Below are 24,256 nucleotides of genomic sequence, written 5' to 3'. Positions count from 1 at the left end.
GCGGTACCGGTGGCCGGCAAAGACAAGTCCGCGGCTAATCCCGACCACGGCGAGTACGGGCGGGTGGCCCGGCAGTATGTGATCGACCTGCGGGACCGCTACCGGTTCCGGTCCCGGTGGAACCGCCGGTTCTTCCGGTTCACCGGCATCCTGGTCACCGTGCTCAGCATCAGCCTGCCGCTGATCACGGTCATCTCCTTCCCGCGCAAGGACCTGACCATCGCGATCATCGGCGTGGCCATCGCGCTGAGCACCGGCCTGCACTCCTTCTACCAGTGGGACAAGAACTGGGGCCTGCTGCGCCGCAGCGACTTCAAGCTCACCGAGGCCTACTCGGCCTGGGAGCTGGAGATGCACCACGCACAGTCACTGGTGGACGGGCCGAACAAGGAGCAGCGCCGCTACGACGCGACGAAGGCCCTGCTCGACAAGGCCAGCGTGATCCGCGGCAAGGAATCGGAGAGTTACTTCGACGCCCTCCAGTTCCCCCAAAAGCCTGGTCCCTCAGCGGAGAAAAAGCCGGACGGACAGTAACGCTGACCCTCGATCAGTCGATACTTTCTCCAACTTGACCCCCCGAAGGACTGAAAGGCTGCCCCCTTCGGTCTAGGCTGCGGGCCATGCATGAGGTTGCCGAGCTCGACTGTCACGAGCTGCTCCTCCGGCTGGCCGGCCGGCTCCCCGACGCCCAACTGTGGCGATTCCGGGACTGGCTCGCCAGCGGAGCGCAGGTGGTGCTGGCTAGGTCGCTGCCGGCCAGCCTGCTGCAACACCGGATCGCCCTGACCGAACGCGAACACCGGCTGCTGTCGGACTCGCTGACCCCCTACGGCGCGGACCGCGCGGCGCTGGCCGCGATCATGGTCGTGGACGAGGTGGGCCGCAGCGGGCACAAGTTCAGCCTGGACCACCCGGAAACGCCCAGCGGCAGCGACGCGGTGGCCGTGGTGCTGGCCGCCGCGCTGCGCAGCCGGGCCGGGGTACGCGAGGTCCGCTGCACCTGGCGGCGCGGTCAGCGCCCCGGTGAGGTGGGCAAACGGGTTGTCCTGGTCACCGCCTCGGCCGATCTGGCCGGCCTGGCTGGTGAGGTGCAGCGGGTGCTGCGCGCACTCGGCGAGCACGAACCGTGCGTCGAGGTGCTGCCATCGGGGATGGAGCTTCCCGACTACCACCACGCGGCCTGGGAGGCCGCGGAACTGGTGTGTGTCGGGGTCGAGGGAGGCGTGGCATGGACGGCATGACCCTGGCCGACCGGATCCACCAGCTGCTGCTGGAGCTGGCGGGCCGGATCGACGACGACGCGGTGCTGGCCGCCCGCGAGCACGCCGCGCTGCTGGAGTACGAGCGCGCCGCCGAGCTGATGCTGGGCGCGCTGCTGGCCGGGCGGATCTCGATCACCCCGGCCGAGCAGTACCGGCTGCGGCACGTGCTCGACGAGGTGCGCATCGACCCGGCGCTGGCCGACCAGGTGGTGGTCTCCGAGGTCCGCCTTGGCGACGGCCACCGGTTCAACAGCGGCAACGACCCGATCCCCGGCCTGGAGCGGGTGCTCTCCGGCGTGCTGCGCAGGCTGCCCGCGCTGCGCTCGGTGTGGGGCACCTGGCGGACCACCCCGGCCGGCGCGGCCGCGGGCGCGGTGCCGCACCAGGTGCTGCTGATGGAGATCGGTTCCGAGGGCTTCCCCTCGGCCGTGGTCTACCAGCTCAACCGGGCCATGCAGCAGGCTGGCGTGCGCTCCTCGATCGAGGTCTTCCGCACCGGCGAGGAACTGCCCGAGTACCACGAGAAGGCCCTGGCCACCGCCCGCCGGATCGACGTGCCCGGCTACGAGGCGGAGCCGATCCGGGAGCGCCCGGTCGCCCGCCGCGCCCGCTCGGAACCTCCGCCGCCCCCGCCAGCCCCGTCCCCCGACGTCACCCAGATCGTGGTCACCCCCGATCCCCCGGCCATGGCCGACACCGAACTGTCCCCGGTCCCGCCGCCGATGATCCGCCCGGACGAGGACCCGGTGGCCACCACCACCATCCACGCGATGGACCCCATCCCGGCCGACCCGGACCTGGACGCCCCGCTGTCCACCCCCGCCATGGCCGAACTCCCGCCGCTCCCGGCGAGCGAACCGGCCACCAGCTCGGCCGAGGCCAAGCTGACCGACCGGGAACGCGGCCTGCTCCGCCAGCTGCACCAGGAACTGGCCGAACGCGAGCAGAAGCCCAAGGCGACCAAACCGGGCCCGTGGCAGGTGGCGGGCCCCACCCCGATGGAGATCACCGGCCCCAACGGCTTCGGCCAGGCCAACGGCCACCCGAAGCTCGGCCACTGATCCATCCGGACCTGACGTCAGGGGCCTGCCGCGACATCCGCGGCAGGCCCCTGACGTGTGTCCTCAGCTGATCAACGCCACTCGAACACCCGCACGTAGTCCACGCTCAACCGCTGCGGGAACACGGTGCTGCCGTCCGGGTTGCCCGGCCAGTTCCCGCCCACCGCGAGGTTGAGGATCATGAAGAACGGGTGGTCGAACACCCAGCGCCGCCCACCAAGGTCGGCAGGGGTGCGCCGCTGGAACTGCTGGCCGTCGACGAACCACTTGATGTCGGTCGGCGACCACTCGATGGCGAAGGTGTGGAAGTTCTGCGAGTACGGCCGCCCGTCCGGCGAGGCCTTGGACGCCCCGATGCCGCCGGAGCCGGAGTAGCCGGGCCCGTGCAGGGTGCCGTGCACGGTGGTGGGCTCCCTGCCGATGTTCTCCATGATGTCGATCTCGCCGCAGTCCGGCCAGCGAGTGCCGGGGAAGTTGTTGCCCAGCATCCAGAACGCCGGCCAGATGCCCTGGCCGTAGGGCAGTTTCATCCGTGCCTCGAACCGCCCGTAGGCCCGCTCGAACTTGCCCTTGGTGAGCAGCCGCGCCGAGGTGTAGTCGCAGGCCCGCCCGTTCCAGCACTGCCCGTGCGTCTCCCGCCGGGCGGTGATCACCAGGTTGCCCGCGCCGTCGGTGGCCGCGTTGGAGGTCCGGTCGGTGTAGTACTGCAGCTCGTTGTTGCCCCAGCCGTTGGCCTGGGCGTTGCCGATGTCGAAGTTCCACTTCCCGCGGTCCACCCCGGCCCCGTTGGGCCCGTTGAACTCGTCGTTCCACACCTGCACCCAGGCCGCGGGCGCGGCACTCGCGGGTGCCACCGGAGCGGAGACGCCGACCGCGGCCAGGAGGGTGGCCAGCGCGACGGTGACACGCAGCCGTCGGCTCGTCCTCGTTGACATGCAGCCTCCAGTTGAGGTCAGGGCACTCCCCGGAAACGAGAGAGCGCTCTCAACATGGCGGCGGACACCCATGACAACGGTTGGGGCATCCTGGTGTCAATCCCTCGGAGGTCTGTGGCTGCGTTGTCTGGCCGATGGCTGGACACAGGGTTGATACTGGGTGAATGCAACGTGGTCCTGACCTGCCACCGCCGTCGGAACCCATCGACGTCGACGTCTACCAGCACCGGTGGCCGACCGGGGTGGAGAAGGCCGAGCTGTACGACGGGGTGCTGGTCTTCCAGGGCCTGTTCGACGAGCGGGATGTGCAGATCGCGGCGCGGGCCTATCCGGGCCGCCGGGTGGTGCTGGGCAGTGACAACTGCCTTGAGGTGCACCCGGCCAGCTGAGCCCCGCCCAGGATCCCGGCCCGGTCAGGCGGCCCCGGCGCGCAGGGTGTGCGAGGGCGGTCGCCCGTAGGTGCCGCGGTAGTACTCGGAGAACCGCCCCAGGTGCGCGAATCCCCACCGGGTGGCGATCTCGGTGATCGTTCCGGTGGCCCGTCCCGCGGCGATCTCCAGGAGTTCCTGGTGCACCTGGTCGAGGCGGACCCGGCGCAGGTGTTCCAGTGGGCTGATGCCGAGGTGTTCGCGGAAGCCGCGTTGCAGCTGGCGCACGCTGAGTCCGGCCGCGGCGGCCATGTGCGCCACCGAGATCGGTTCGTGCGCGTGTTCCTCGCAGTAGGCCATGGCCCGGCGCATCGAGCCGGGCGGGGCGGCCGCGGTGTGCCGGGTCAGCGCGGTGGTCAGCGCGTGCGGCTGGGCGTCCAGGAGGGCCTGGATGAGGAGTTGCTCGAAGTGGCGCAGCGCCAGTGGGGACTGGGCGAGCAGCTGGGCGTGCCGGGGGTCGGCCCAGCTGTTGACCAGGGCGAGCCAGGCCGCGGCGGCCGGCGCCTGGTGCCGGATCTCCGGGTCGAAGTGCAGCAGGCCGCGGGGTTCCTCGCCCAGCCGGACCCGCAGCGCGTCGGCGATCTTGGCCGGTGGGACGACCAGGTAGCGCATCACGCTGCCGGGCGAGATCGCCTGGGTGAGGCGTTGTTCCGGGCCCTGGATGGTGTGGCCGGCGGCCAGGTCCTGGCCTTCCAGGTCGGTCCGGACGGTGCCCCGGACCTGCACCCGCACCACGTACCCGTCCGGTCTGCCCTGCCCGCCCAGTTCGTAGGCGGAGTCGCTGGCCACCTCGCTGAGCGCGGTGCCGATGCCGCCCAGCCGGTCCGGGTCGGGCAGGCCGGTGAGGTGGGTGGTCCAGAACCGGCCGGTGCGCCGGTCGGCCGAGCTGAGCCGGACCGGGTCGGGCGCGCAGTAGTCGACGTACATCGCGTACATGGCCTCGAAGTCGGCGCCGTCGAGGAACGCCTTGCGCCTGCTGGCAGAGAAGGGTTCGTCCGACAGGGTCACAGGCAGTCCTCCGTTCACCGGCTGGGTCAATTCCAGCAGACCCTGACCGCCCCGCTGTCACACCCCGGCCACGGGCGGATCACTTCACCCCTGGCTGAATCCGGTCGGTCCGGGCGGGTCCCGCCCGGTAATCGAGTACCGGGCGGGACCCGCGCGGAGCCGCTCAGCCGGCCTTGGCCGCGGCGAAGAACCGGCGCAGTTCGGCGATGAGCGCTTCGGGCTGTTCCTCGGCCACGTAGTGCCCGCTGTCCGGGATCTCCACCAGCTCGTAGTCGTTGGCCTGCTTGGGCAGCGCGCGGGCGGTGGCGTGGTGGTAGCCCTGGTCGCCGCCGACACCGAGCACCGGGGTGTCCAGCTTGGCGTAGCCGCGGTTGTCCTCGATGTCCTGTCGCCAGGTCTGGTACCAGCCGTTGCCCGCCCGGATGGCCTCCGGCTGATCGTAGGCGCGGGCATAGACGGCCCGCGCGTGTTCGTCGATCTTGCTCTGGTCCAGCAGCATCGCCCGGTAGAGCCAGTCGATGAGGTGCCGGGAACGGCCGGCGACCAGCTGTTCGGGCAGGCCGTGGAGGTGGTTGAAGGCGAACCACCAGGGGTGCACGCGGTCGGGGCGCGGCGGCAGCATGGGGATCTCGTCGAGGCTGTCGTCGGGGTGCGGCACGTCGATGAGCGCGATCCGGCGGGCGGTCCCGGGGTGGTTGGCGGCGAAGCTGTGCGTGACCATGGCGCCGATGTCGTGCCCGGCCACGTCGGCCTGCTCGATGCCCAGGTGCCGGAGCAGCTCGTGGATGTCCTTGGCCATGGTCTTCTTGTCATAGCCCGCGGCGGGTTTGGCCGAGCCGCCCATGCCGCGCAGGTCGACCGCGATGACCCGGTGTTCTTCGGCGAGCGCGGGCATGATCTTGCGGAACTGCCACCAGGTCTGCGGCCAGCCGGGCAGCAGCACCAGCGGGCTGCCCGCGCCGCCGATGACGTAGTGCAGGCGGGTGCCGTTGACCTCGGCGTGCGCACTGCGGAAGTCCCCCGGCAGCGAGGCGGCGAGGTCGGCGTCGGTGTGCTGATCGGTCACAACAGTCTCCATTTTCCAGAACAAACATTCCAATAAAAGGGCACAAAACAACCGCGCCACCCCCAGGGAGGGCGCGGTCGGCTCAGTCGAGCAGGGACAACGCCTGCCGCTCGGCATCCAGCAGCCGACGCGGATCCGGCGTCTTGGCGATCACCCGGACCCCCTGCAGGAAGGTCACCAGGAACCGGGCCAGCGCCCGCGGATCGCGGTCTTCCGGCAGTTCGCCCTGGGCTTGCGCGCGGGTCAGCGCGCTGGCGAGCACCATTTCCAGCCCGTCGAGGCTGAGTTCGGCGCGGCGCCCGGCCACCGTGTCGGCCGGCAGCAACTCCACCACCGTGTTGGTGACCAGGCAGCCACGTTTTTCCTCATCCTGCAAGGATTCCCGCACATAGCGGCGGACCAGCGCACGCACCTCGGGCAGCACCGGACCGGCCTTGGACAGTCCACTGAGCACCAGCACGTCGGTCAGTTCGGCGTAGTGGTCCAGCGCGCGCAGGTACAGCTCGTGCTTGCCGCCGAAGGTGGCGTAGATGCTGGCCCGGTTGACGCCGAGGTGGTCGACGAGATCCTGCATGGACGTGCTCTCGTAACCCTGCCGCCAGAACAGTTCCATCGCGGCCCGCAGCGCCACGTCCGGATCGAACTCCTTGGCCCTGCCCATGGACCGAACCCTAACAGATTCCAGAACGCTCGGTCCAGTTAACTTCTCAGGAGCCCTGCACCGGCTCCAGCAGGAACACCGGGATCACCCGGTCGGTCTTCGTCTGGTACTCGGCGTAGTTCGGGAAGGCGGCGACCGCCCGCTCCCACCACACCGCCTTCTCCTCGCCGGTGATCTCCCGCGCCAGGTAGTCCTTGCGCTCCGCGCCGTCCTGGAGTTCCACCAGCGGCGTGGACTTGAGGTTGAAGTACCAGACCGGGTGCTTGGGCGCGCCGCCGAGCGAGGCGACCGCGGCGTAGACCCCGTCGTGCTCCACCCGCATCACCGGGGACTTGCGCAGCTTGCCGGACTTGCCGCCCTTGGTGGTCAGCACGACCACGAGCCGGTCATCCAGCACCGTGTTGCCCCGCGCGCCATCCGAGCTTTCGAACAGCTCCACCTGGTTGCGCACCCACTCGGTCGGGCTGGGCTCGTACTCGCCGGTCAGTGGCATGCCACCGGTCCTCTCCGTGCACCGCGCTCTGCCTGTCAAAGCACCTGACCAAGCAACACCCCACCCAATCCCCAGTATTCCGATCACCCCGCGACCACTCCACAAACCCAGCTTGCACTTAGTTCAACCCACCCGCTACGGTCCAACTTGAACAAAGTACAAGTCCACCGAGGGAGCCCCATGTCCACAACCACCCAGATCACCATCTCGGCCGTGCAGTTCCTCCTGGCCGCGACATTCGTGCTCATCCCCTACGTCGGCGCCCGCCACGGCGCCGCCGCCCAGCAAGCCGCCGAGAAAAACGTGACCCACCAAGGGTTTCCAGCCGGATCGCTCGCCCAGCACGGCATCAACTTCGGCGCGACCAGGACCAGCCTCGTCCTCGCCCTGACCATCGCCCTGTGCTTCGCGGCCCTGGGCGCCCTCACCCTGGCCGCCCCCGAGCTGGCCCGCCCGCTGACCTGGATCGCTCAGCCGATCATGCTGGTCCTGGGCCTGGTCATCATGCCCGGCGAGGTCTTCACCACCCGCTACGTCGAAGCGGCCTTCCGCAAGTCAGCCGACCCAGCCACCCACGACCTGAACGTGGCCGCTTTCGTCACAGCGGCAAGGAAAACCTACCCCGCCTGGTTCCCCACCGTGGTCGCCATCCGCTTGGCGACAGCCACCGCGGGCTCAATCCTGGCCCTCGCCCTACTGACGCTCTGACCGGGGCAGGGACCCGGCCAGCAGCGAAAATCAGTACTCCGCGGGCCCCGGTCGCACTGCCCCGACAGACAAGGTGTGCGCCTCCGGGAACGCGTCCACCGCACCCTGATCCCAACGCAGCGTGCTCACCCCAGACCCACGCCCAGGCAGCCCAACGGTGACACTGCCGGGAGTCTGCTGCTGCTCCGGCGCCCCAATCCCGGTCCAGTGCAACACAATGTGCGCCGACTTGCCTCCCGCGAGGTACACCGGCGGCGCCCCCGCGTTGTCCGCGACCACAGTCACCCCAGGAGCCCCCCGCAACGTCACCGGCAACGCACCGGCCAGCTTGCAGGCAGTCCCCCGCTTCGCGGTGAACTGCACGGAGGCATACCGCTGCCCCGCCCCAGGCGACCCGGCGACCAACGTCGCGTCAAGCTGCCCGGCCCGGCAAGGCTGATCAGTCGGATTGGCCACAGCCGACCCAGTCCACAACGCCCCGCCAGTGGCGGTGGCGGCAAGCACGGCAACGGCGGCAAGCCCCCGCCGAAGGTTGTGATTCATGGCGATCTCCCTTGGTAGAACGCGCTGTACACCAAGAAAGACGCACCACCCCGATCAAGGTGCCCCCAACGTGACCCGCGAGACACCCAACCCGGACACCCCGGGACTGCTCCCCCCAAACCCGACTACCTTCCCGCCCCCAGCCGCACTCGCGCTTCCCGCGCACGCCCCACTCGGCCCCGCGCACAACCCGCCCCACGCTCAACACCTGACACACGCTTGGACGCACCAGGCGGCTCCACGCCCTGGCCACGCCGGCAGGCTCACTGCGCGTCCGAGCCCGCCCGAGGTCCGGCCCAGCCCCGGGCCCGAGCTCCGGCTCCGGCTCCGGCCTCACCAGCCCAGCCCGCGCCCCTGGCCCAGCCCCCGCCCCGCCCTGGCCCTGGCCCTGGCCCTGGCCCTGGCCAGCCTGCCTCGGCTCGGCCAGCCCTATCCGGCTCAGCCCCGGCCCCAAGTCCCACTCAGCCAGCCAGCCCAGCCCGAGCCGACCCGACCCGACCCGACCGGGCCTCAACCCAACCCCACGCCCGCCCGCCACCCCGCCCTGACGGGATCCGCCGCCGCCACCGTCCCTCTGCGGAACGCAGAAACCCGCGTTTAGGTTGCCTCGCCGTCTGGATCATCTCCCCCAACCGGGTGATCCTCATCCAACGCCAACCACATCATCCCAGCTCACGGCGTCACAGCCAAAAACACAAACGCGCTGAACACCATCAAGTGCACCGCCCCCTGCAACACCGTCGCCCGCCCCGACACGATCGTCAGCGTCCCGACCACCCCGGTCAGCGCGAGCAGCACCATCTCCTTCGCCCCCAGCCCCAGCACCAACGGCCCCGTCAACCAGATCGAGGCCACCGCGATCACCGGGATGGTCAGCCCGATGCTCGCCAGGGCCGAACCCAGTGCCAGGTTGAGGCTTGTCTGGAGGCGGTCGCGGAGGGCGGCTCGGACGGCGGCGACGGTTTCGGGGAGCAGGACCAGCAGCGCGATCAGGAGGCCTACCAGCGATCTTGGGGCGCCTGCCGCCTCGACCGCGGATTCCAGGGCTGGGGAGACTGTTTTGGCCAGGCCGACGACGCTGACCAGGCAGATCACCAGCAGGGCGAGGCTTAGCCAGGCGGTGCGGGCGGTGGGGGCGGGGGCGTGGTCGTCGGGGGTGCAGTCGCCTTTAGGCAGGAAGTAGTCGCGGTGGCGTTTGGTCTGGACGAAGACGAAGACCGCGTACATCACCAGCGAGGCGACGCCGGCGAAGGCCAGTTGCGGGCCGGTGAAGGTGGGGCCCGCGGAACTGATGGTGAAGGTGGGCAGGACCAGGCTCACCGTGACCAGGGCCAGGGTGACGGCCAGGGCACCGCCGGAGGCGTGGGCGCGGAATTCCTGGACGCGGTGGCGTAGTGAACCGGCCAGCAGGGCGACGCCGACGATGCCGTTGCAGGTGATCATGATGGCGGCGAAGACGGTGTCGCGGGCCAGGGAGGCGCTGTCGGGGCCGCCGGAGGACATCAGGGTGACGATCAGGGCCACTTCGATCACCGTCACGGCGATGGCCAGGATCAGGGTGCCGAAGGGTTCGCCGACGCGGTGCGCGACCACCTCGGCGTGGTGCACCGCGGCGATCACGCCGCCGGCCAGGCCTGCGCAGACGAGTATCAGCAGCACCACGTTGAGGCCGCGGCCCCAGGAGGCGACCAGCAGCACCAGGGCCAGTGGCGGGACGAGCAGACTCCACCTGGGCAACGCGGCCGAGGTGTCCGGGGCGGTGTCGGTCGGCGGGTTCACACCCGCGACCCTAATGTCCGGATTCCGTTCACGCGCGCGGACAGCGGCCCGATGATCAGTCCATTGTGGTGTCCTCGGGCACACCGCGGGCCAGCTCGGCCAGTACCCGCAACGCCGCGGCCAGGGTGCCCATCGGTGGTGCGGACAGGGCGAGGCGGACGGCGTTCGGGGCGTGGCCGGGCACCACGGCGAACGCGGCGGCGGGGGTGACCGCGATGCCCCGGCGGGCCGCGGCGGCGACGAAGGTCTCCGCCCGCCACGGCGCGGGCAACTCCCACCAGCAGTGGTACGCGGCGGGGTCGGCGCGCCGGGTGAAACCGGCGAGGTGTTGGGCGGCAAGGGTTTGCCGGGCGGTGGCGTCGGCGCGTTTGGCGGACTCGATCGCGCAGGCGGTGCCGTCGGTGAGCCAGTGCCGGGCCGCGGCCATGGCGAAGGCGGGCGCGGCCCACGCGCCCGAGCGCAGCGCGGCTGCCAACCGATCGGTAGATTCCGGTGCGGATACGACGAAACCCAGGGTCAGGCCGGGGGCCAGGCGTTTGGACAGGCTGTCCACCAGCACGGTGCGTTCCGGGGCGAGGGCGGCCAGCGGTGGCAGTTCCGGCCGCAGGAAACCGTAGACACCGTCCTCGATGAGCGGGATGTCGTTGCGGCGCAAGGCTTCCACCACCTCCACCCGACGCTGCTCCGGCATGGTGACGCCGAGCGGGTTGTGCAGGGTGGGCTGGAGATAGGCCGCGGGCACGGTGTCCAGCGCGGCGGGCAGCACGCCGTGCTCGTCCATCGGCAGCGGCACCAGGGTGATGCCGAGCCGGGCCGCGATGCCCTTGATCACCGGGTAGGTCAGCGCCTCCACGCCGAGCCGTCCGCCGGTGGGCACCAGTGCGGAGATCGCGGCGGCCAGGCCCTGTCTTCCGTTGCCGGAGAACAGGATCCGGCTGGGCTCGGGAGCCCAGCCGCCGCGTCGCAGGGCGATCGCGGCGGCGGCGCGCAGGTCCGGATCGCCGGTCACGCCGAGCGGGCGCAGGGCGGCGGCGAGCACGTCGGGGCGGGTCAGGCCGGCCAGCGCGGCGGCGAGTTGCTCGGGCTGGCCGGGCAGGACCGGGAAGTTCAGTTCCAGGTCGACCGGCGCGGCGGCGGGTTCGGCCAGCGCGAGACTCGGCGCGGGTTCGGCGGCGCGCACGAAGGTGCCGCGACCGACCTCGCCGACCACCAGGCCGCGCCGCACCAGCTCGCTGTACACCCGGGCCGCGGTGGACCCGGCGATGCCGCGGCGGCGGGCGAACTGGCGTTGCGGCGGCAGCCGGTCCCCCGGCCGCAACCGCCCGGCGGCGATCTCGGCCGCGATCCGGTCCGCGATCACCCGGTAGTCACGCATCATTGCTCCGAGCACATTGTTTTCATTGCACCGGGATAGTGCACCGCTTAGCGTCGAGTCGTCAACCGTGACCAGGGAGAACGACATGGAACTCAGTTTCGACGACCAGGGCGCAGGCGAGCCGGTGGTGCTCGTACACGGCCACCCGTTCGACCGCTCGATGTGGCGCCCGCAGGTCGAGCATCTCACCGCGGGCGGTCTGCGGGTGATCACGCCGGACCTGCGCGGCTACGGCCAGAGCCCGGTCGTGCCCGGCGTGACCGGCCTGGACGTCTTCGCCGCCGACCTCGCCGAGCTGCTCGACCGGCTCGGCGTCGAGCGCTTCGTGCTCGGCGGCCTGTCCATGGGCGGCCAGATCGTGCTGGAGTGCTACCGCCAGTTCCCGCACCGCATCCGCGGGCTGCTGCTGGCCGACACCTTCGCCGAGGCCGAGACCGTCGAGGGCAGGGCCGATCGCAACGCCCAAGCCGACCGGCTACTGCGCGAGGGCATGGACGGCTACGCGACCGAGGTGCTGGCGAGAATGGTGGCGCCGCGGACGATCGAGGAACAGCCCGAGGTCGCCGCGCACGTGCTGCGGATGATGCGCGCCGCCCCGCCGGAGGGCGCGGCCGCGGCGCTGCGCGGCCGGGCCGAGCGCCCGGACTACCTGCCGCTGCTGCCCACCATCACGGTGCCGACGCTGGTGGTGGTCGGCAGCGCGGACGAGTTCACCCCGGTCCGCGACGCCCGCACCATCCAGCAGGGCATCCTCGACGCGAGCCTGACGATCATCGACGGCGCCGGGCACCTGCCGAACCTGGAACGCCCGGCCGAGTTCAACGCCGCCCTGGACCGACTCCTGTCCGTGGCGCTGGCCCGGCACCCGGGGTAACCCGGTCCGGTGGCGCGCTGACCTGGATGGCCGCTAGGCCCACCCCACCCGTCGACCTACCGTGGTTGCCATGGCCACTGACCTGCAACGACGCAAGATCAGCCGGGTGTTCGCGGCACTGGACGCCAACGGCGACGGGTTCCTGGAGGAAAGCGACTTCGCGGCGCTGGCCGCGCGCTGGATCCAGCTGCGCGGGCCGGGTGATCACCAGTTGCTGGAGCAGATCATGCTCGGCTGGTGGGCCACCCTGCTCGCCGCCTCCGACCTGGATCGTGACAACAAAGTCACCCTGGACGAGGTGCTGCTGGTGGTCGATGAGCTGCCCGGCATGCCGGAGGCGGTCACCGGCACCGCGGCGGCGATCTTCGAGGCCATCGACGAGAACCAGGACGGGCTGATCTCCGCCGCGGAGTACCGGCAGCTCATCGAGGTCTGGAACGGCCGCCCCACCGACACCGACGCGATCTTCCCGGCGCTGGACGCCGACGGCGACGGCCGCCTGTCCCACGAGGAGTTCAGCGACCTCTGGTACGAGTTCTGGGCCGGGGACGACGCCGACGCCCCCGGCACCCTGGTGTTCGGGCCGCTCTAGTAGTCGGCGGCCTGGCTCTGCACAACCCAGAGCGTGCCGCCGTACTTCGGATCGCTCGTCTTCGGTTTGGCGTTGTAGGCCAGGGTCAGGAAGGTCCCGGTGCCGATCTCCACGCTGGACGGGTTGGCCTGATCCTGCGCGCCGGAGTCATAGATCGGCAGCACCTTGCCCTTGGTCCAGTCCGCGGTGGGGTCGCCGATCATCATGCCGACGGTGGGGCGACCCGCGCGGGCCCGGTCGCCGTAGGTGAACAGCAGCCTGCCGCCGGCGGTTGTGAGCAGGTGGTGGGAGTTGGCGTGCACATCGCTGAAGCTCTGGTACTCATAGGCCGGGGTGGCGGTGTACGGGTTCCAGCGCACCACGATCGCCGGTGACCCGCCGCCGTTCTGCTCCGACCGCACCACCGTGACCACCGTGTTTCCGTACTGCACGAAGCTCGGCTCGAAGTACTTCCGGCCAGGCGGGTTGGCGTTGCCGATGATCTGGTGCGCCGAACTCACTTCTAGGCGGGGGTCGCCGGTGGGCCGGTAGGTGGCCCGGATGAAGTGCGCGCCGCCCTTGTACCCGGTCTGGTCGTTGTCGACGGTGTAGACCGGGATGAGCACCTGGCCGGTCTGGGAGCCGTTGTCGGCCAGCGCGAGCGGGCCGCCGTGGCTGTAGATCCCGACGTCGATGCCGGGCGCGGTCAGCCGCACCGGGTCGGTGAACCGGGTCCAGCCGGGCTTCCACACCGAGTAGTAGACCTTGCCGCCCGGCACGAAGAAGGTCATCAGGACGCTGCCGTCCGGCATCATGCCCAGCTTGGGATCGCGGGTGTCGATCCCGGCCATGGTGCCCGGGTTGGCCAGCGCGGGGGTGGGATTCTCGCTCCACTTCCGGCCGTCCGCGCTGCCGAAGGACAGCTGGATGGTGCCCACCGACCCAGCATGCGCGGTGGCCCGGTGCCACACCGCCATCAGCCTGCCGTCCCGCAGTGTCAGCACGTCCGGGAACCGCGCCTCGTACTCCCCCGGCTCCTGAATGATCTTGGCCACGGTGCTCACGTCCGCCGCCGCCGGCTGTGCGAGCAGCCCGGTCAGCAGCAGTGGCGCCGCCACGATCCCCAGCCAGCGCGGTCGCTGTGTCATCCCACCCCGTCCATTCAGCCGGCCGAACGGCCGGGCTCATCCTCCCAACACAAACCGCCCGGCACGGTGATCCCGTGCCGGGCGGTGCGACAAGCGTTTCTCAGACGGTGAAACCGAGCGCGCGGAGCTGCTCGCGACCGTCGTCAGTGATCTTGTCCGGGCCCCACGGCGGCATCCAGACCCAGTTGATCCGGACCTCGTCGACCAGGCCGGGGCCGGTCAGCACGGCGCGGGTCTGGTCCTCGATGACATCGGTCAACGGGCAGGCCGCGGAGGTCAGCGTCATGTCCAGGATGCAGACGTTGTCCTCCTCGACGTGGATGCCGTACACCAGGCCCAGGTCGACCACGTTGATGCCCAGCTCGGGGTCGACCACATCCCGCATGGCCTCCTCGACGTCGGCGACCAGGGCCAGCTCGACCTTGGGCTCAGCGGGCAACTCCGGCATCCCGGCGACCCCGCGCTGCACTTCCTGCTGCTCTTCGGTGCTCATCGCGCACCGGCTCCTTCCCCGACGACCTGCGCCACCGCGTCCTTGAATGCCATCCAGCCCAGCAGCGCGCATTTGACGCGCGCCGGGTACTTGGCCACTCCGGCGAAGGCGATGCCGTCCTCCAGCACGTCCTCGTCGGGTTCCACCTTGCCACGGCCCTGCATCAGCTCGCGGAACGCCTCGTGTGTGGTCAGCGCCTGCTCCACCGTGGTGCCCACGACCAGGTCGGTCAGCACCGAGGTGGCGGCCTGGCTGATCGAGCAGCCCTGGGCGTCGTAGGAGACGTCGACGATCTTGGCGTCCCGCCCGTCACCCTCCAGCTGCACGCGCAGCGTCACCTCGTCCCCGCAGGTCGGGTTGACGTGGTGCACCTCGGCCTGGAACGGCTCCCGCAGGCCGCGCAGGTGCGGATTCTTGTAGTGGTCCAGGATGATCTCCTGGTACATCTGCTCCAGTTTCATCAGCTCACCCCGAAGAACCGCTGGGCCTCGCGCACCCCGTCCAGCAGGGCCTGGACCTCGGCGGGCTCGTTGTAGACGTAGAAACTGGCGCGCACGGTCGCGGCCACGCCCAGGGCGCGGTGCAGCGGCCACGCGCAGTGGTGCCCGACGCGGACCTCCACGCCCAGGCTGTCCAGCACCTGCCCGGCGTCGTGCGCGTGCACGCCGTCGATGACGAAGGACACCGCGCCGCCGCGGTCCACCGGCACGTCCGGGCCGATGATCCGCACGCCCGGGATCTCCTTGAGTCCGGCCAGCGCCAGCTCGGTGAGGTGGTGCTCGTGCGCGGCCACCCGGTCCATGCCCAGTTCGGTGAGGTAGTCCACGGCCGCGCCCAGCCCGATCACCTGCGAGGTCATCGGCACCCCGGCCTCGAACCGCTGCGGCGGCGGGGCGTAGGTGGAGCCCTCCATCTTGACCAGCTCGATCATCGAGCCGCCGGTGATGAAGGGGGGCATCGCGGAAAGAAGCTCGTGCCGTCCGTAGAGCACACCCACTCCGGACGGCCCGAGCATCTTGTGCCCGGAGAAGACCGCGAAATCCACTCCGAGCGCCTCGAAGTCAACCGGGGCGTGCGGCACCGACTGACAGGCGTCCAGCACGGTGAACGCGCCGACCGCCCGCGCCTTGTCCACGATGGACCGCACCGGGTTGACCGTGCCCAACACGTTGGACTGGTGCGCGAACGCGACCACCTTCGTGTTGTCGTTGATCAGTTCGTCCACGTTGGACAGATCGAGCCTGCCGTCCGGGGTGACCCCGCACCAGCGCAGGGTCGCGCCGGTGCGGCGGCAGAGTTCCTGCCACGGCACCAGGTTCGCGTGGTGTTCCATCTCGGTCACCAGGATCTCGTGACCGGGGCCCACCTGGAACCGGGAGGCCAGCTCGCCCGCGGTGGCCGCGTTGCTCATCGCGTAGGCCACCAGGTTGACGCCCTCGGTGGCGTTCTTGGTGAACACCACCTCGTCCGCGCCGACGCCGATGAACGCGGCGATCTTGGCCCGCGCCTCCTCATAGGCGTCGGTGGCCTCCTCGGCCAGCTGGTGCGCGCCGCGGTGCACGGCGGCGTTGCTGGTCTCCAGGAAATGCCGTTCCGCGTCCAGCACCTGGCGCGGACGTTGGGAGGTGGCTCCCGAGTCGAGATAGACCAGCCGTTTGCCGTCGCGCACGGTCCGGCCCAGGATGGGGAAGTCGGCCCGGATGGCGGCGACGTCCAAAGGTGCGGCAACAGTGGTCACAGGGAGCCGCCTCCTTTCGCTGTCCGCATGTGGTGGTGGGTGCTTCTCAGTACGGGAAACCGTTGCCGATCAAGGGAAATTCCCTCAGACGGCCGCGGCCTCCGGCTTGCCCGCGTAGCGGACGTAGCCCTCGTTCTCCAGGCGCTCGGCCAGCTCCGCGCCGCCGGACTCGACGATGCGGCCACCGGCGAAGACGTGCACGAAGTCGGGGCTGATGTGCTTGAGGATCCGGGTGTAGTGGGTGATCAGCAGCACGCCCACCTCGCCGTCGGCCTTGTAGCGGTTGACGCCCTCGGACACCACACGCAGCGCGTCGACGTCCAGACCGGAGTCGGTCTCGTCCAGCACCGCGATCTTCGGCTTGAGCAGCGCCAGCTGCAGGATCTCGTGGCGCTTCTTCTCACCGCCGGAGAAGCCCTCGTTCACCGAGCGCTCGGCGAAGGTGGGGTCGATGTCCAGGTCGGTCATGGCCGCCTTGACCTCCTTGACCCAGTGGCGCACGGCCGGAGCCTCGCCACGGACCGCGGTGGCCGCGGTGCGGAGGAAGTTGGACATGGACACGCCCGGCACCTCCACCGGGTACTGCATGGCGAGGAACAGGCCGGCGCGGGCGCGCTCGTCCACGCTCAGCTCCAGCACGTCCTCACCGTCGAGCAGCACCGAGCCGCTGGTGATCGCGTACTTGGGGTGCCCGGCGATGGCGTAGGCCAGGGTGGACTTGCCGGAGCCGTTGGGCCCCATGATCGCGTGGGTCTCACCGGCCTTCACGGTGAGGTTGACACCCTTGAGGATCTCCTTGTTGCCCTCATTGGTGACGACCTCGGCGTGCAGGTCCTTGATCTCCAGAGTAGCCATGGTCTTTCGTTTCTCCTGGTGAAAGCAGTCAGCGGTTCGTGGGGGTGGCCGGGTCCACGTAGACCTCGCCCTCGCGCACGCTCACCGCGTACACGTCGATCGGGTCGCTGGCCGGCGGGGTCAGCGGCTCGCCGGTGCACAGGTCGAAACCCGCACCGTGCAGCCAGCACTCGATGGCGCCGTCACTGACCTCGCCACCGTCGCTCAGGGTGACCTCGGCGTGCGAGCAGACATCACGCAGCGCGTGCACCCGCTCGCCGAGGCGGACGAGCACGACCGGCGTGCCGTCCACCTCGGTGCCGTGCGGTTTGCCCTCGGCCAGTTCGGCCAGCGGGCACACCCTGAACTCGGTCATGCGCCGACCGCCTCGAGTTCTGCCTCGATGGCGGCCTCAAGGCGCTCGCGGACCTCGGGCACGGTGATCTTGGCGAGGATCTCGCTGAAGAACCCGCGCACCACCAGTCGCCGCGCCTGCTCGACCGGGATGCCCCGTGCCTGGAGGTAGAACAGCTGCTCATCGTCGAAACGGCCGGTCGCCGACGCGTGACCCGCGCCCTCGATCTCGCCGGTCTCGATCTCCAGGTTCGGCACCGAGTCGGCGCGGGCGCCGTCGGTGAGCAGCAGGTTCCGGTTCAGCTCGTAGGTGTTGGTCGCCTCCGCGCTGGCCCGGATCAGCACATCGCCGATCCACACCGTGTGCGCGCCCTCGCCCTGCAGCGCGCCCTTGTAGACCACGTTGGACCGGCAGTGCGAGGCCGAGTGGTCGACGAAGAGCCGGTGCTCCAGGTGCTGGCCCGCGTCGGCGAAGTAGACGCCGAGCATCTCCGCGTCGCCGCCGGGACCGTCGTAGGTCACCGTCGGGGACAGCCGGACCAGGTCGCCGCCCAGGGTGACCGCGGTGTGCCGGAGCACGGCGTCCCGGCCGAGCTTGGCGTGGTGGCTGGCCACGTGCACCGCGTCGTCGGCCCAGTCCTGCACCGAGACCACGGTCAGCTTGGCGCCGTCACCGACGACGATCTCCACGTTCTCCGCGTAGGCGCCGGAGCCGCGGTAGTCCAGCACCACGATGCCTTCGGCGAAGGCCTCGGCACGCAGCTGGATGTGCCCGTACGCGGTCTTGTCCAGACCCGCGCCGGTCACCGTCACCACGGTGGCCGCGGTGGCCTTGGTGTCCTTCGGGAAGGTCACCAGGGTCGCCGACGGGTAGGCGCACCACGCCTGCGCGGCGACCCGGTCGGCGGGCACACCGGCCACGCCGAGCCGGGTGTCCCCGCGCTCGATGGTCTCCACGTTCACCTCGGGCGCGGCGCTGACCTCGACCGTGGTGGTCCCGTTGGCCGGGGCCGAACCGTCGTGCAGGTTGCGCAACCGCTTGAGCGGGGTGAATCGCCACAGTTCCTCGCGCCCGGTGGGCACCTCGAACGCGGTGACGTCGAACGAGGAGAACCACTCCGCGCGGGAGGCGTCCGGAACAACCGCGCCCGCGCCGTGCGAGTGCGGCTTCACCCCTTCCACAATCGCAGTCATCAGCCGACTGCCCCTTCCATCTGCAGCTCGATCAGGCGGTTCAGCTCGAGGGCGTACTCCATCGGCAGCTCGCGCGCGATGGGCTCGACGAACCCGCGCACGACCATCGCCATGGCCTCGTCCTCGGTCAGGCCGCGCGACATCAGGTAGAAAAGCTGGTCCTCGCTGACCTTGGACACCGTGGCCTCGTGCCCCATCGACACGTCGTCCTCGCGGACGTCGACGTAGGGGTAGGTGTCCGAGCGGCTGATCTGGTCGACCAGCAGCGCGTCGCACTTCACGGTGGAGGCGGAGTGGTGCGCGCCCTTGTTGACCCGGACCAGGCCGCGGTAGGAGGTGCGGCCGCCGCCACGGGCCACCGACTTCGACACGATGGTCGAGGAGGTGTACGGGGCGAGGTGGGTCATCTTGGCGCCGGCGTCCTGGTGCTGACCCTCACCGGCGAAGGCGATGGAGAGCACCTCGCCCTTGGCGTGCGGGCCCATCAGCATGACGGCCGGGTACTTCATGGTGACCTTGGAACCGATGTTGCCGTCGATCCACTCCATGGTCGCGCCCTCTTCGGCCTTGGCGCGCTTGGTGACCAGGTTGTAGACGTTGTTCGACCAGTTCTGGATGGTCGTGTAGCGGCAGCGGCCGCCCTTCTTCACGATGATCTCCACGACCGCGGAGTGCAGCGAGTCGGAGGAGTAGATCGGGGCGGTGCAGCCCTCGACGTAGTGCACGTAGGCACCCTCGTCGACGATGATCAGCGTCCGCTCGAACTGGCCCATGTTCTCGGTGTTGATCCGGAAGTAGGCCTGCAGCGGGATGTCGACCTTGACGCCCTTGGGCACGTAGATGAACGAGCCACCCGACCACACGGCGCCGTTGAGCGCGGAGAACTTGTTGTCCCCGTGCGGGATCACCGAGCCGTAGTACTCCATGAACAGCTCAGGGTGTTCCTTGAGCGCGGTGTCGGTGTCCAGGAAGATGACGCCCTGCTCCTCCAGGTCCTCGCGGATCTGGTGGTAGACGACCTCGGACTCGTACTGCGCGGCGACACCGGCGACCAGGCGCTGCTTCTCCGCCTCCGGGATGCCCAGCCGGTCGTAGGTGTTCTTGATGTCCTCTGGCAGGTCCTCCCAGCTGGTGGCCTGCTTCTCCGTGGAGCGCACGAAGTACTTGATCGAGTCGAAGTTGATCCCGGTGAGGTCGGCGCCCCAGTGCGGCATCGGCTTGCGCTCGAACAACTTAAGGCCCTTGAGCCGGGACTCCAGCATCCACTCGGGCTCGCCCTTGCGCGCGGAGATGTCGCGGACGACGTCCTCGCTCAGGCCACGTCGAGCGGTCTCGCCGGCCGTGTCCGAGTCGGCCCAGCCGTACTCGTAACGACCAAGGGTGGCGAGCGTCTCCTCCTGGGTCATGGGCTCCGTGGTGGGACGCTGCTCGGCAGCGGCAGTCATGCGGGCTCCCCTCCGTCCGGGATCCGTGCGGTCTGGCCCGGCACCGGATTCTCGGCCGGTTCCGGACGCGTGGTGGTGGTGCCCGCCGTCGGCGGGACCGGGTCGTTCTGGGAAACCGCCACGGGGATCAGCGGCAGGTGCGTTGTGCACACCGCGTCACCCCTGGCGATGGTCGCCAGGCGCTGCACATGAGATCCGAGCAGCTCGGCGAATGCCGTGGTCTCGGCCTCGCAGAGCTGCGGGAACTCGGCAGCGACGTGCGCGACCGGGCAGTGGTGCTGGCAAAGCTGCTCACCGTGGCCGACGCGCCGCGTCGAGGCAGCGTAGCCTTCGCTGCTCAGCGCCTGCGCGAGGGCCTCGGCCCGCCGCACCGGGTCGGAAACGGACAGCACGCTCGCCCGGTGCCGGTCCACCAGGGTGGCGACCCGGCGTTCGGCGAAGGCGCGTACCGCTTCCTCCCCGCCGCATTCGGCGAGGTAACGCAACGCGGCCACGGCGAGGTCGTCGTAGGCGTGCCCGAACTGGGCGCGGCCGCTCTCGGTGAGCAGGAAAAGCTTGGCCGGGCGGCCTCGTCCCCTCGGCTGGAGCCGGGAGGCCTCCCTGGTGCTCACTTCCTTGTCGGCCAGCAGCGCGTCCAGGTGCCTGCGCACCGCGGCCGGGCTGAGGCCGAGTTCCTCGGCAACGCTCACGGCGGTCATCGGCCCCTGCTCCAGCAGCAGCCGGGCGACCGCCTGCCGGGTACGCCCATCAGCGCGTTCAGCCTCTACGGCTGACCGCTGGGGGGTCCCGGTGTTTTTCACAACACAAGTGTTGCTTATTTACTCGCGAGCGGCAAAGGCAGGGTCCGGGGAGGTGACCCGACTCACCCCGCACACCTACGCACTACCCTTCCTGACGTGGCGTCCGGCGAGGTAGGCAGTGGTGTCAGTGGATCTGTGGTGGAAGGGCGACCGGCAGAACTAGGCCGCTCCGGCAACGGCCGCGCGGCCGGGCTGAACGAGGCCGAGCAACGGCAGCTCGACCTGGTGCGCCGCTTCGGCACGCTGGGCTCGCTGCTGATGGCGGTCGGCGCGATCGGCGCGGGCGCCTCCCCGGTGGTCAACCCGTTCCAGGACTTCCCGGTGCTCAACCTGTTCATCCGGGTGGGCACGGTGTCCATGGCCGCGGTCTACACCGGCATGGGCCTGCTGATCGTGTCCTGGCTGTGGCTGGGCCGTTTCGCCAGCCCAGGGCGGCCGCGGCTGGTCTCGCGCTCGCAGATGGACCGCACGCTGATGATGTGGCTGGTCCCGCTCAGCCTGTCGCTGCCGATGTTCAGCCGGGACGTCTACAGCTACCTGGCCATCGGCGAGATGGCCGCCCGCGGCTTCGACCCCTACACCCAGGGACCAGCCGAGACCCTCGGCGTGGACCACCCGCTGACCAGGGGCGTGCCCAATATCTGGCGGGACACGCCCTCGCCGTACGGGCAGGTCGGACTGGCCATCGGGCGCGGGATCGCGGCCCTGGTCGGCGACCATCTGATGGTCGGCATCCTGTTGCACCGGCTGCTCGCGCTGGCCGGCATCGCGATGATCGTGTGGGCGCTGCCCAGGCTGGCCCGCCGGTTCGGGGTGCCGCCGGTGGCCGCGCTCTGGCTCGGCGCCGCCAACCCGCTGGTGCTGTTCCACCTGGTCAGTGGGGTGCACAACGAGGCGCTGGCGATCGGCCTGATGCTGGCGGGCTTCGAGCTGGCGCTGTCCCGCTCGGTCATCCTGGGCACTGTGATCATCACCACCGCGGCGCTGGTCAAACTGCCCGCGGTGCTCGCGCTGGGCTTCCTGGGCGCGGTGCTGGCCCGCCGGATGGGCGGGGACCTCCGCGACCTGCTCCGGGTCACGGTCAAGCTGGTGATCGTCTTCGCGCTCACCCTGGCGGCGCTGACACTGGTCACCGGCATCGGCTTCGGCTGGATAGGCGCGCTGGACGTGCCCAACATCGTCAAGACGTTCAAGTCCCCGACCACCGCGCTGGGCATGGCCGCCGGTGGCATCGGCATCCTGCTCGGCGTCGGCAACCACATGGACTCGGCCATCCTGATCGGCCGCGGCCTTGGCTACGTGATCATCGCGGTGATCTGCGTGGCGCTGCTCTGGATCGCCTTCCGCACCAGGGTGCCCGGCCGCAACTCGCTCACCGCGCTGGGCATCGCGCTGGGCTGCGTGCTGCTGCTGGGCGCGGTGGTGCACCCCTGGTACATGATCTGGGCCGCCATCCCGCTGGCCGCGGCGACCAACTCGCGCCGGTTCCGCACCGCCGCGATCGTGCTCAGCATCGTGCTCGCGGTGCCCGACCCGCCGCCCGGCATGACCTATGAGGGTCGCGCCTACGTCATCCCGCTGTCGGTGGCGGCCGGCCTGATCGCGTGCGCCCTGCTGGTCTGGGCGGTGCGCAAACACATGCCCGAACCCAACAACGGCAAGAAGCGTGTCCTGTTCTGAAGCCCGCCGTCCGGGTGACCCCGCTCTCGGCCTACCCTTGGCTCTCGTGCGCCCGGATCTCGACGACCCAGCAGTGGCGATCACCGGGCTGGTCAAGCGATACGGCTCGACGGTCGCCGTCGACGGCCTCGACCTGACCGTCCAGCGCGGCCAGGTGCTGGCCCTGCTGGGCCCCAACGGCGCGGGCAAGACCACCACCGTCGAACTGTGCGAGGGCTTCCTGCGCCCGGACGCCGGCACGGTGCGGGTGCTCGGCCTCGACCCGGCCACCGAAGCCGACCGGCTGCGCCCGCGCATCGGCGTGATGCCCCAGGGCGGCGGCGCCTACCCGTCGGTCCGCGCCGACGAGATGCTCCGTTTGGTCGCCGCCTGCGCCGCCGAGCCCCTCGACGTGGAATGGCTGCTCGACGTGCTGGGCCTGGCCGAATCCCGCCGCACCCCGTTCAAGCGCCTCTCCGGCGGCCAGCAGCAGCGTCTCGCACTGGCCTGCGCCATCGTCGGCCGCCCCGAACTGGTCTTCCTGGACGAACCCACCGCCGGCATGGACCCGCAGGCCCGCCGCCTGGTCTGGGAACTCATCGGCGCCCTGCGCGCCGACGGCGTCACCGTGCTGCTGACCACCCACCTGATGGACGAGGCGGAGAGCCTGGCCGACCGGGTCGCCATCGTCGACCACGGCCGGCTGGTCGCCGAAGGCACGCCCGCCGAACTGACCAGCGGTGAACCAGACCACCAGCAGCTGCGTTTCCGTTCCTTGCCGGGGTTGAACCTGGCACTGCTGACCGCGGCCCTGCCCGAGGGCTGCCGGACCAGCGAACCCCGTCCCGGCGACTACCTGGTGGAGGGACACATCGACCCGCAGGTGGTGTCCACCGTGACCTCGTGGTGCGCGCAACACGGGGTGCTGGCGCACGAGCTGTCGGTGGCCCGCCGCAGCCTGGAGGACGTCTTCCTCGACCTGACCGGACGGGACCTGCGCTCATGACCGCCACCATCCGCTTCGCGCCCGGCACCTTCCGCCCCAACCCCCAGCCGGGCGCCCCGCTGCGGATGCTGGCCGCCCAGGCGGGCACCGAACTGCGCCTGCACCTGCGCCACGGCGAACAGGTCCTGCTCACCCTGCTCATCCCGATCGCGCTGCTGGTGGGCCTGGCCCTGCTGCCGATCCTGCCGCTGCCCGAACCCCGCCTGGACGTCATCGCCCCCAGGATCATCGCCCTGGCCGTCATGTCCTCCGCCTTCACCGGCCAGGCCATCGCCCTGGGCTTCGACCGCCGCTACGGCGTGGTCAAACGCCTGGCCGCCACCGGCGTCCCCCGCTGGATGCTGCTGGCAGGCCGGATCCTCGCCGTCCTGGGCGTGGTCGCCGTGCAGCTGGTGCTGATCACCGTCGTGGCCGTCGCCCTCGGCTGGCGCCCCGCCTTGCCCGGCCTGCTCCCGGCCCTGCTGCTGGTCATCCTGGGCGCCCTGAGCTTCGCCGCCCTGGGCGTCCTGCTGGGCGGCGCTCTCCGCGCCGACATCGTGCTGGCCCTGGCCAACATCATCTGGTTCGCCCTGCTCCTGGGCGGTGGCGTGGCCCTCCCGACCGCACAGCTCCCCGGCGCCTGGGCCGACATCGCCGCCTACCTCCCTACCGCAGCACTGGCCGACAGCCTGCACACGGTGACCGCCACCGGCTCCTGGCCCGGCGCCCAGCCCGTGCTGGTCCTGCTGGGCTGGGGAGCGGCGGCCACCGCCCTGGCCTGCCGCACCACCAAACTCAGCTGACGCCCCACCGGCGCACCATCGCGACACCCGCGCCCTGGC

The 24,256-nt window shown here is 70.4% G+C and carries 27 protein-coding genes; 10 read left to right on the top strand and 17 right to left on the bottom strand.

The genetic code is table 11. The features are described 5' to 3' along the window. Positions 1 to 9: 9 nt before the first annotated feature. The 3 genes from ACTOWY_RS19830 (at position 10) to ACTOWY_RS19820 (ending at position 2,323) form a co-directional block, all read left to right on the top strand. Positions 10 to 534, top strand: coding sequence for an SLATT domain-containing protein (locus tag ACTOWY_RS19830; protein WP_441311124.1), 525 nt, complete (start codon positions 10 to 12; stop codon positions 532 to 534). An 86-nt stretch (positions 535 to 620) separates the two neighbouring features. Then, complete coding sequence (locus ACTOWY_RS19825) at positions 621 to 1,241, top strand: hypothetical protein (protein ID WP_185003666.1); 621 nt, start codon at positions 621 to 623, stop codon at positions 1,239 to 1,241. Next, positions 1,229 to 2,323 (top strand): hypothetical protein, encoded by a 1,095-nt coding sequence (locus ACTOWY_RS19820; RefSeq protein ID WP_441311123.1) that lies wholly within the window; start codon positions 1,229 to 1,231, stop codon positions 2,321 to 2,323. Before ACTOWY_RS19825 ends, ACTOWY_RS19820 begins: the two co-directional genes overlap by 13 nt. A gap of 71 nt (positions 2,324 to 2,394) precedes the next feature. Here ACTOWY_RS19820 and ACTOWY_RS19815 read toward each other — a convergent pair whose 3' ends face one another. Further along, positions 2,395 to 3,258 (bottom strand): glycoside hydrolase family 16 protein, encoded by an 864-nt coding sequence (locus ACTOWY_RS19815; RefSeq protein ID WP_441311122.1) that lies wholly within the window; start codon positions 3,256 to 3,258, stop codon positions 2,395 to 2,397. Between the two features lie 164 nt (positions 3,259 to 3,422). Between ACTOWY_RS19815 and ACTOWY_RS19810 the strand changes: the two genes are divergently transcribed. Further along, complete coding sequence (locus ACTOWY_RS19810) at positions 3,423 to 3,647, top strand: hypothetical protein (protein WP_441311121.1); 225 nt, start codon at positions 3,423 to 3,425, stop codon at positions 3,645 to 3,647. 24 nt (positions 3,648 to 3,671) lie between these two features. On the opposite strand, the gene ACTOWY_RS19805 is transcribed toward ACTOWY_RS19810, so the two are convergent. The 4 genes from ACTOWY_RS19805 to ACTOWY_RS19790 all read right to left on the bottom strand — a co-directional run bounded on the left by ACTOWY_RS19805 (position 3,672) and on the right by ACTOWY_RS19790 (position 6,914). Beyond that, positions 3,672 to 4,694, bottom strand: a complete 1,023-nt coding sequence (locus ACTOWY_RS19805; RefSeq protein ID WP_441311120.1) for a helix-turn-helix domain-containing protein — start codon at positions 4,692 to 4,694, stop codon at positions 3,672 to 3,674. Positions 4,695 to 4,857: 163 nt separating this feature from the next. After that, entirely contained in the window at positions 4,858 to 5,760 is a 903-nt protein-coding gene (locus tag ACTOWY_RS19800; RefSeq protein ID WP_441311119.1) for an alpha/beta fold hydrolase, read from the bottom strand. Between the two features lie 82 nt (positions 5,761 to 5,842). Further along, positions 5,843 to 6,421 (bottom strand): TetR/AcrR family transcriptional regulator, encoded by a 579-nt coding sequence (locus ACTOWY_RS19795; protein WP_441311118.1) that lies wholly within the window; start codon positions 6,419 to 6,421, stop codon positions 5,843 to 5,845. Positions 6,422 to 6,467: 46 nt separating this feature from the next. Beyond that, positions 6,468 to 6,914 (bottom strand): nitroreductase family deazaflavin-dependent oxidoreductase, encoded by a 447-nt coding sequence (locus ACTOWY_RS19790; RefSeq protein WP_441311117.1) that lies wholly within the window; start codon positions 6,912 to 6,914, stop codon positions 6,468 to 6,470. Between the two features lie 180 nt (positions 6,915 to 7,094). Between ACTOWY_RS19790 and ACTOWY_RS19785 the strand changes: the two genes are divergently transcribed. Then, the gene (locus ACTOWY_RS19785; protein ID WP_441311116.1) at positions 7,095 to 7,622 is read left to right on the top strand and encodes a hypothetical protein; all 528 of its coding nucleotides are present in this window, start codon (positions 7,095 to 7,097) and stop codon (positions 7,620 to 7,622) included. A 30-nt stretch (positions 7,623 to 7,652) separates the two neighbouring features. Here the strand turns inward: ACTOWY_RS19785 and ACTOWY_RS19780 are convergent, their stop codons facing one another. From ACTOWY_RS19780 to ACTOWY_RS19770, 3 genes are all read right to left on the bottom strand, one after another. After that, entirely contained in the window at positions 7,653 to 8,165 is a 513-nt protein-coding gene (locus tag ACTOWY_RS19780) for a DUF4232 domain-containing protein (RefSeq protein ID WP_441311115.1), read from the bottom strand. A gap of 672 nt (positions 8,166 to 8,837) precedes the next feature. Then, a complete protein-coding gene (locus ACTOWY_RS19775; RefSeq protein WP_441311114.1) occupies positions 8,838 to 9,944 on the bottom strand; it encodes a calcium:proton antiporter in 1,107 nt (368 codons plus the stop codon). A 55-nt stretch (positions 9,945 to 9,999) separates the two neighbouring features. Next, on the bottom strand, positions 10,000 to 11,319 hold the full coding sequence (locus tag ACTOWY_RS19770) for an aminotransferase-like domain-containing protein (RefSeq protein WP_441311277.1): 1,320 nt from the start codon (positions 11,317 to 11,319) through the stop codon (positions 10,000 to 10,002). A gap of 85 nt (positions 11,320 to 11,404) precedes the next feature. On the opposite strand from ACTOWY_RS19770, the gene ACTOWY_RS19765 reads away from it, so the two are divergent. Both ACTOWY_RS19765 and ACTOWY_RS19760 read left to right on the top strand, forming a co-directional pair. Then, positions 11,405 to 12,193 carry an alpha/beta fold hydrolase gene (locus ACTOWY_RS19765; protein WP_441311113.1) on the top strand — a complete coding sequence of 263 codons (789 nt, stop codon included), beginning with the start codon at positions 11,405 to 11,407 and terminating at the stop codon, positions 12,191 to 12,193. A 70-nt stretch (positions 12,194 to 12,263) separates the two neighbouring features. Beyond that, positions 12,264 to 12,785 carry an EF-hand domain-containing protein gene (locus ACTOWY_RS19760; RefSeq protein WP_441311112.1) on the top strand — a complete coding sequence of 174 codons (522 nt, stop codon included), beginning with the start codon at positions 12,264 to 12,266 and terminating at the stop codon, positions 12,783 to 12,785. On the opposite strand, the gene ACTOWY_RS19755 is transcribed toward ACTOWY_RS19760, so the two are convergent. From ACTOWY_RS19755 to ACTOWY_RS19715, 9 genes are all read right to left on the bottom strand, one after another. Further along, positions 12,782 to 13,912 (bottom strand): hypothetical protein, encoded by a 1,131-nt coding sequence (locus ACTOWY_RS19755; RefSeq protein ID WP_441311111.1) that lies wholly within the window; start codon positions 13,910 to 13,912, stop codon positions 12,782 to 12,784. The two genes, ACTOWY_RS19760 and ACTOWY_RS19755, sit on opposite strands and share 4 nt — an antisense overlap. Before the next feature lie 100 nt (positions 13,913 to 14,012). After that, the gene (locus ACTOWY_RS19750; RefSeq protein WP_185003651.1) at positions 14,013 to 14,405 is read right to left on the bottom strand and encodes a metal-sulfur cluster assembly factor; all 393 of its coding nucleotides are present in this window, start codon (positions 14,403 to 14,405) and stop codon (positions 14,013 to 14,015) included. Next, positions 14,402 to 14,866 carry a Fe-S cluster assembly sulfur transfer protein SufU gene (gene sufU, locus ACTOWY_RS19745; RefSeq protein ID WP_441311110.1) on the bottom strand — a complete coding sequence of 155 codons (465 nt, stop codon included), beginning with the start codon at positions 14,864 to 14,866 and terminating at the stop codon, positions 14,402 to 14,404. The genes ACTOWY_RS19750 and sufU overlap by 4 nt, the downstream gene beginning before the upstream one ends. After that, the gene (locus ACTOWY_RS19740) at positions 14,866 to 16,143 is read right to left on the bottom strand and encodes a cysteine desulfurase (protein WP_441311109.1); all 1,278 of its coding nucleotides are present in this window, start codon (positions 16,141 to 16,143) and stop codon (positions 14,866 to 14,868) included. Before ACTOWY_RS19740 ends, sufU begins: the two co-directional genes overlap by 1 nt. 84 nt (positions 16,144 to 16,227) lie before the next feature. Next, a complete protein-coding gene (gene sufC / locus ACTOWY_RS19735) occupies positions 16,228 to 16,998 on the bottom strand; it encodes a Fe-S cluster assembly ATPase SufC (protein ID WP_247763443.1) in 771 nt (256 codons plus the stop codon). 28 nt (positions 16,999 to 17,026) lie between these two features. Further along, entirely contained in the window at positions 17,027 to 17,353 is a 327-nt protein-coding gene (locus tag ACTOWY_RS19730) for a Rieske (2Fe-2S) protein (protein ID WP_247763442.1), read from the bottom strand. Beyond that, positions 17,350 to 18,525 (bottom strand): Fe-S cluster assembly protein SufD, encoded by a 1,176-nt coding sequence (sufD, locus tag ACTOWY_RS19725; RefSeq protein WP_441311108.1) that lies wholly within the window; start codon positions 18,523 to 18,525, stop codon positions 17,350 to 17,352. The genes ACTOWY_RS19730 and sufD overlap by 4 nt, the downstream gene beginning before the upstream one ends. Further along, positions 18,525 to 19,970: a Fe-S cluster assembly protein SufB gene (gene sufB / locus ACTOWY_RS19720; protein WP_185003645.1), complete on the bottom strand. Its 1,446-nt coding sequence runs from the start codon at positions 19,968 to 19,970 to the stop codon at positions 18,525 to 18,527. The genes sufD and sufB overlap by 1 nt, the downstream gene beginning before the upstream one ends. Then, positions 19,967 to 20,770, bottom strand: coding sequence for a helix-turn-helix transcriptional regulator (locus ACTOWY_RS19715; RefSeq protein ID WP_441311107.1), 804 nt, complete (start codon positions 20,768 to 20,770; stop codon positions 19,967 to 19,969). Before ACTOWY_RS19715 ends, sufB begins: the two co-directional genes overlap by 4 nt. Before the next feature lie 138 nt (positions 20,771 to 20,908). Between ACTOWY_RS19715 and mptB the strand changes: the two genes are divergently transcribed. From mptB to ACTOWY_RS19700, 3 genes are read left to right on the top strand one after another with little or no spacing between them, the layout of a single operon-like run. Next, positions 20,909 to 22,450, top strand: a complete 1,542-nt coding sequence (gene mptB, locus ACTOWY_RS19710) for a polyprenol phosphomannose-dependent alpha 1,6 mannosyltransferase MptB (protein WP_441311106.1) — start codon at positions 20,909 to 20,911, stop codon at positions 22,448 to 22,450. Positions 22,451 to 22,496: 46 nt separating this feature from the next. Continuing rightward, positions 22,497 to 23,435 carry an ABC transporter ATP-binding protein gene (locus ACTOWY_RS19705; RefSeq protein WP_441311105.1) on the top strand — a complete coding sequence of 313 codons (939 nt, stop codon included), beginning with the start codon at positions 22,497 to 22,499 and terminating at the stop codon, positions 23,433 to 23,435. Then, positions 23,432 to 24,217, top strand: a complete 786-nt coding sequence (locus ACTOWY_RS19700) for an ABC transporter permease (RefSeq protein ID WP_441311104.1) — start codon at positions 23,432 to 23,434, stop codon at positions 24,215 to 24,217. The genes ACTOWY_RS19705 and ACTOWY_RS19700 overlap by 4 nt, the downstream gene beginning before the upstream one ends. Positions 24,218 to 24,256: the final 39 nt, after the last annotated feature.

This window comes from Crossiella sp. CA198 (assembly GCF_052078295.1).
Classification (GTDB): Bacteria; Actinomycetota; Actinomycetes; order Mycobacteriales; family Pseudonocardiaceae; genus Crossiella.
This window is presented reverse-complemented; position numbering and strand designations above follow the sequence as displayed.

Bases quoted from the DNA above. Each gene is read 5' to 3' on its own strand.
- ACTOWY_RS19770 (WP_441311277.1), bottom strand. From the start codon at position 11,319: ATGCGTGACTACCGGGTGATCGCGGACCGGATCGCGGCCGAGATCGCC.
- ACTOWY_RS19700 (WP_441311104.1), top strand. From the start codon at position 23,432: ATGACCGCCACCATCCGCTTCGCGCCCGGCACCTTCCGCCCCAACCCC.
- sufD (WP_441311108.1), bottom strand. From the start codon at position 18,525: ATGACTGCGATTGTGGAAGGGGTGAAGCCGCACTCGCACGGCGCGGGC.
- ACTOWY_RS19795 (WP_441311118.1), bottom strand. From the start codon at position 6,421: ATGGGCAGGGCCAAGGAGTTCGATCCGGACGTGGCGCTGCGGGCCGCG.
- ACTOWY_RS19810 (WP_441311121.1), top strand. From the start codon at position 3,423: ATGCAACGTGGTCCTGACCTGCCACCGCCGTCGGAACCCATCGACGTC.
- sufU (WP_441311110.1), bottom strand. From the start codon at position 14,866: ATGAAACTGGAGCAGATGTACCAGGAGATCATCCTGGACCACTACAAG.
- ACTOWY_RS19785 (WP_441311116.1), top strand. From the start codon at position 7,095: ATGTCCACAACCACCCAGATCACCATCTCGGCCGTGCAGTTCCTCCTG.
- ACTOWY_RS19730 (WP_247763442.1), bottom strand. From the start codon at position 17,353: ATGACCGAGTTCAGGGTGTGCCCGCTGGCCGAACTGGCCGAGGGCAAA.
- ACTOWY_RS19790 (WP_441311117.1), bottom strand. From the start codon at position 6,914: ATGCCACTGACCGGCGAGTACGAGCCCAGCCCGACCGAGTGGGTGCGC.
- sufC (WP_247763443.1), bottom strand. From the start codon at position 16,998: ATGGCTACTCTGGAGATCAAGGACCTGCACGCCGAGGTCGTCACCAAT.
- sufB (WP_185003645.1), bottom strand. From the start codon at position 19,970: ATGACTGCCGCTGCCGAGCAGCGTCCCACCACGGAGCCCATGACCCAG.
- ACTOWY_RS19765 (WP_441311113.1), top strand. From the start codon at position 11,405: ATGGAACTCAGTTTCGACGACCAGGGCGCAGGCGAGCCGGTGGTGCTC.
- ACTOWY_RS19780 (WP_441311115.1), bottom strand. From the start codon at position 8,165: ATGAATCACAACCTTCGGCGGGGGCTTGCCGCCGTTGCCGTGCTTGCC.
- ACTOWY_RS19760 (WP_441311112.1), top strand. From the start codon at position 12,264: ATGGCCACTGACCTGCAACGACGCAAGATCAGCCGGGTGTTCGCGGCA.
- ACTOWY_RS19825 (WP_185003666.1), top strand. From the start codon at position 621: ATGCATGAGGTTGCCGAGCTCGACTGTCACGAGCTGCTCCTCCGGCTG.
- ACTOWY_RS19820 (WP_441311123.1), top strand. From the start codon at position 1,229: ATGGACGGCATGACCCTGGCCGACCGGATCCACCAGCTGCTGCTGGAG.
- ACTOWY_RS19755 (WP_441311111.1), bottom strand. From the start codon at position 13,912: ATGACACAGCGACCGCGCTGGCTGGGGATCGTGGCGGCGCCACTGCTG.
- ACTOWY_RS19815 (WP_441311122.1), bottom strand. From the start codon at position 3,258: ATGTCAACGAGGACGAGCCGACGGCTGCGTGTCACCGTCGCGCTGGCC.
- ACTOWY_RS19750 (WP_185003651.1), bottom strand. From the start codon at position 14,405: ATGAGCACCGAAGAGCAGCAGGAAGTGCAGCGCGGGGTCGCCGGGATG.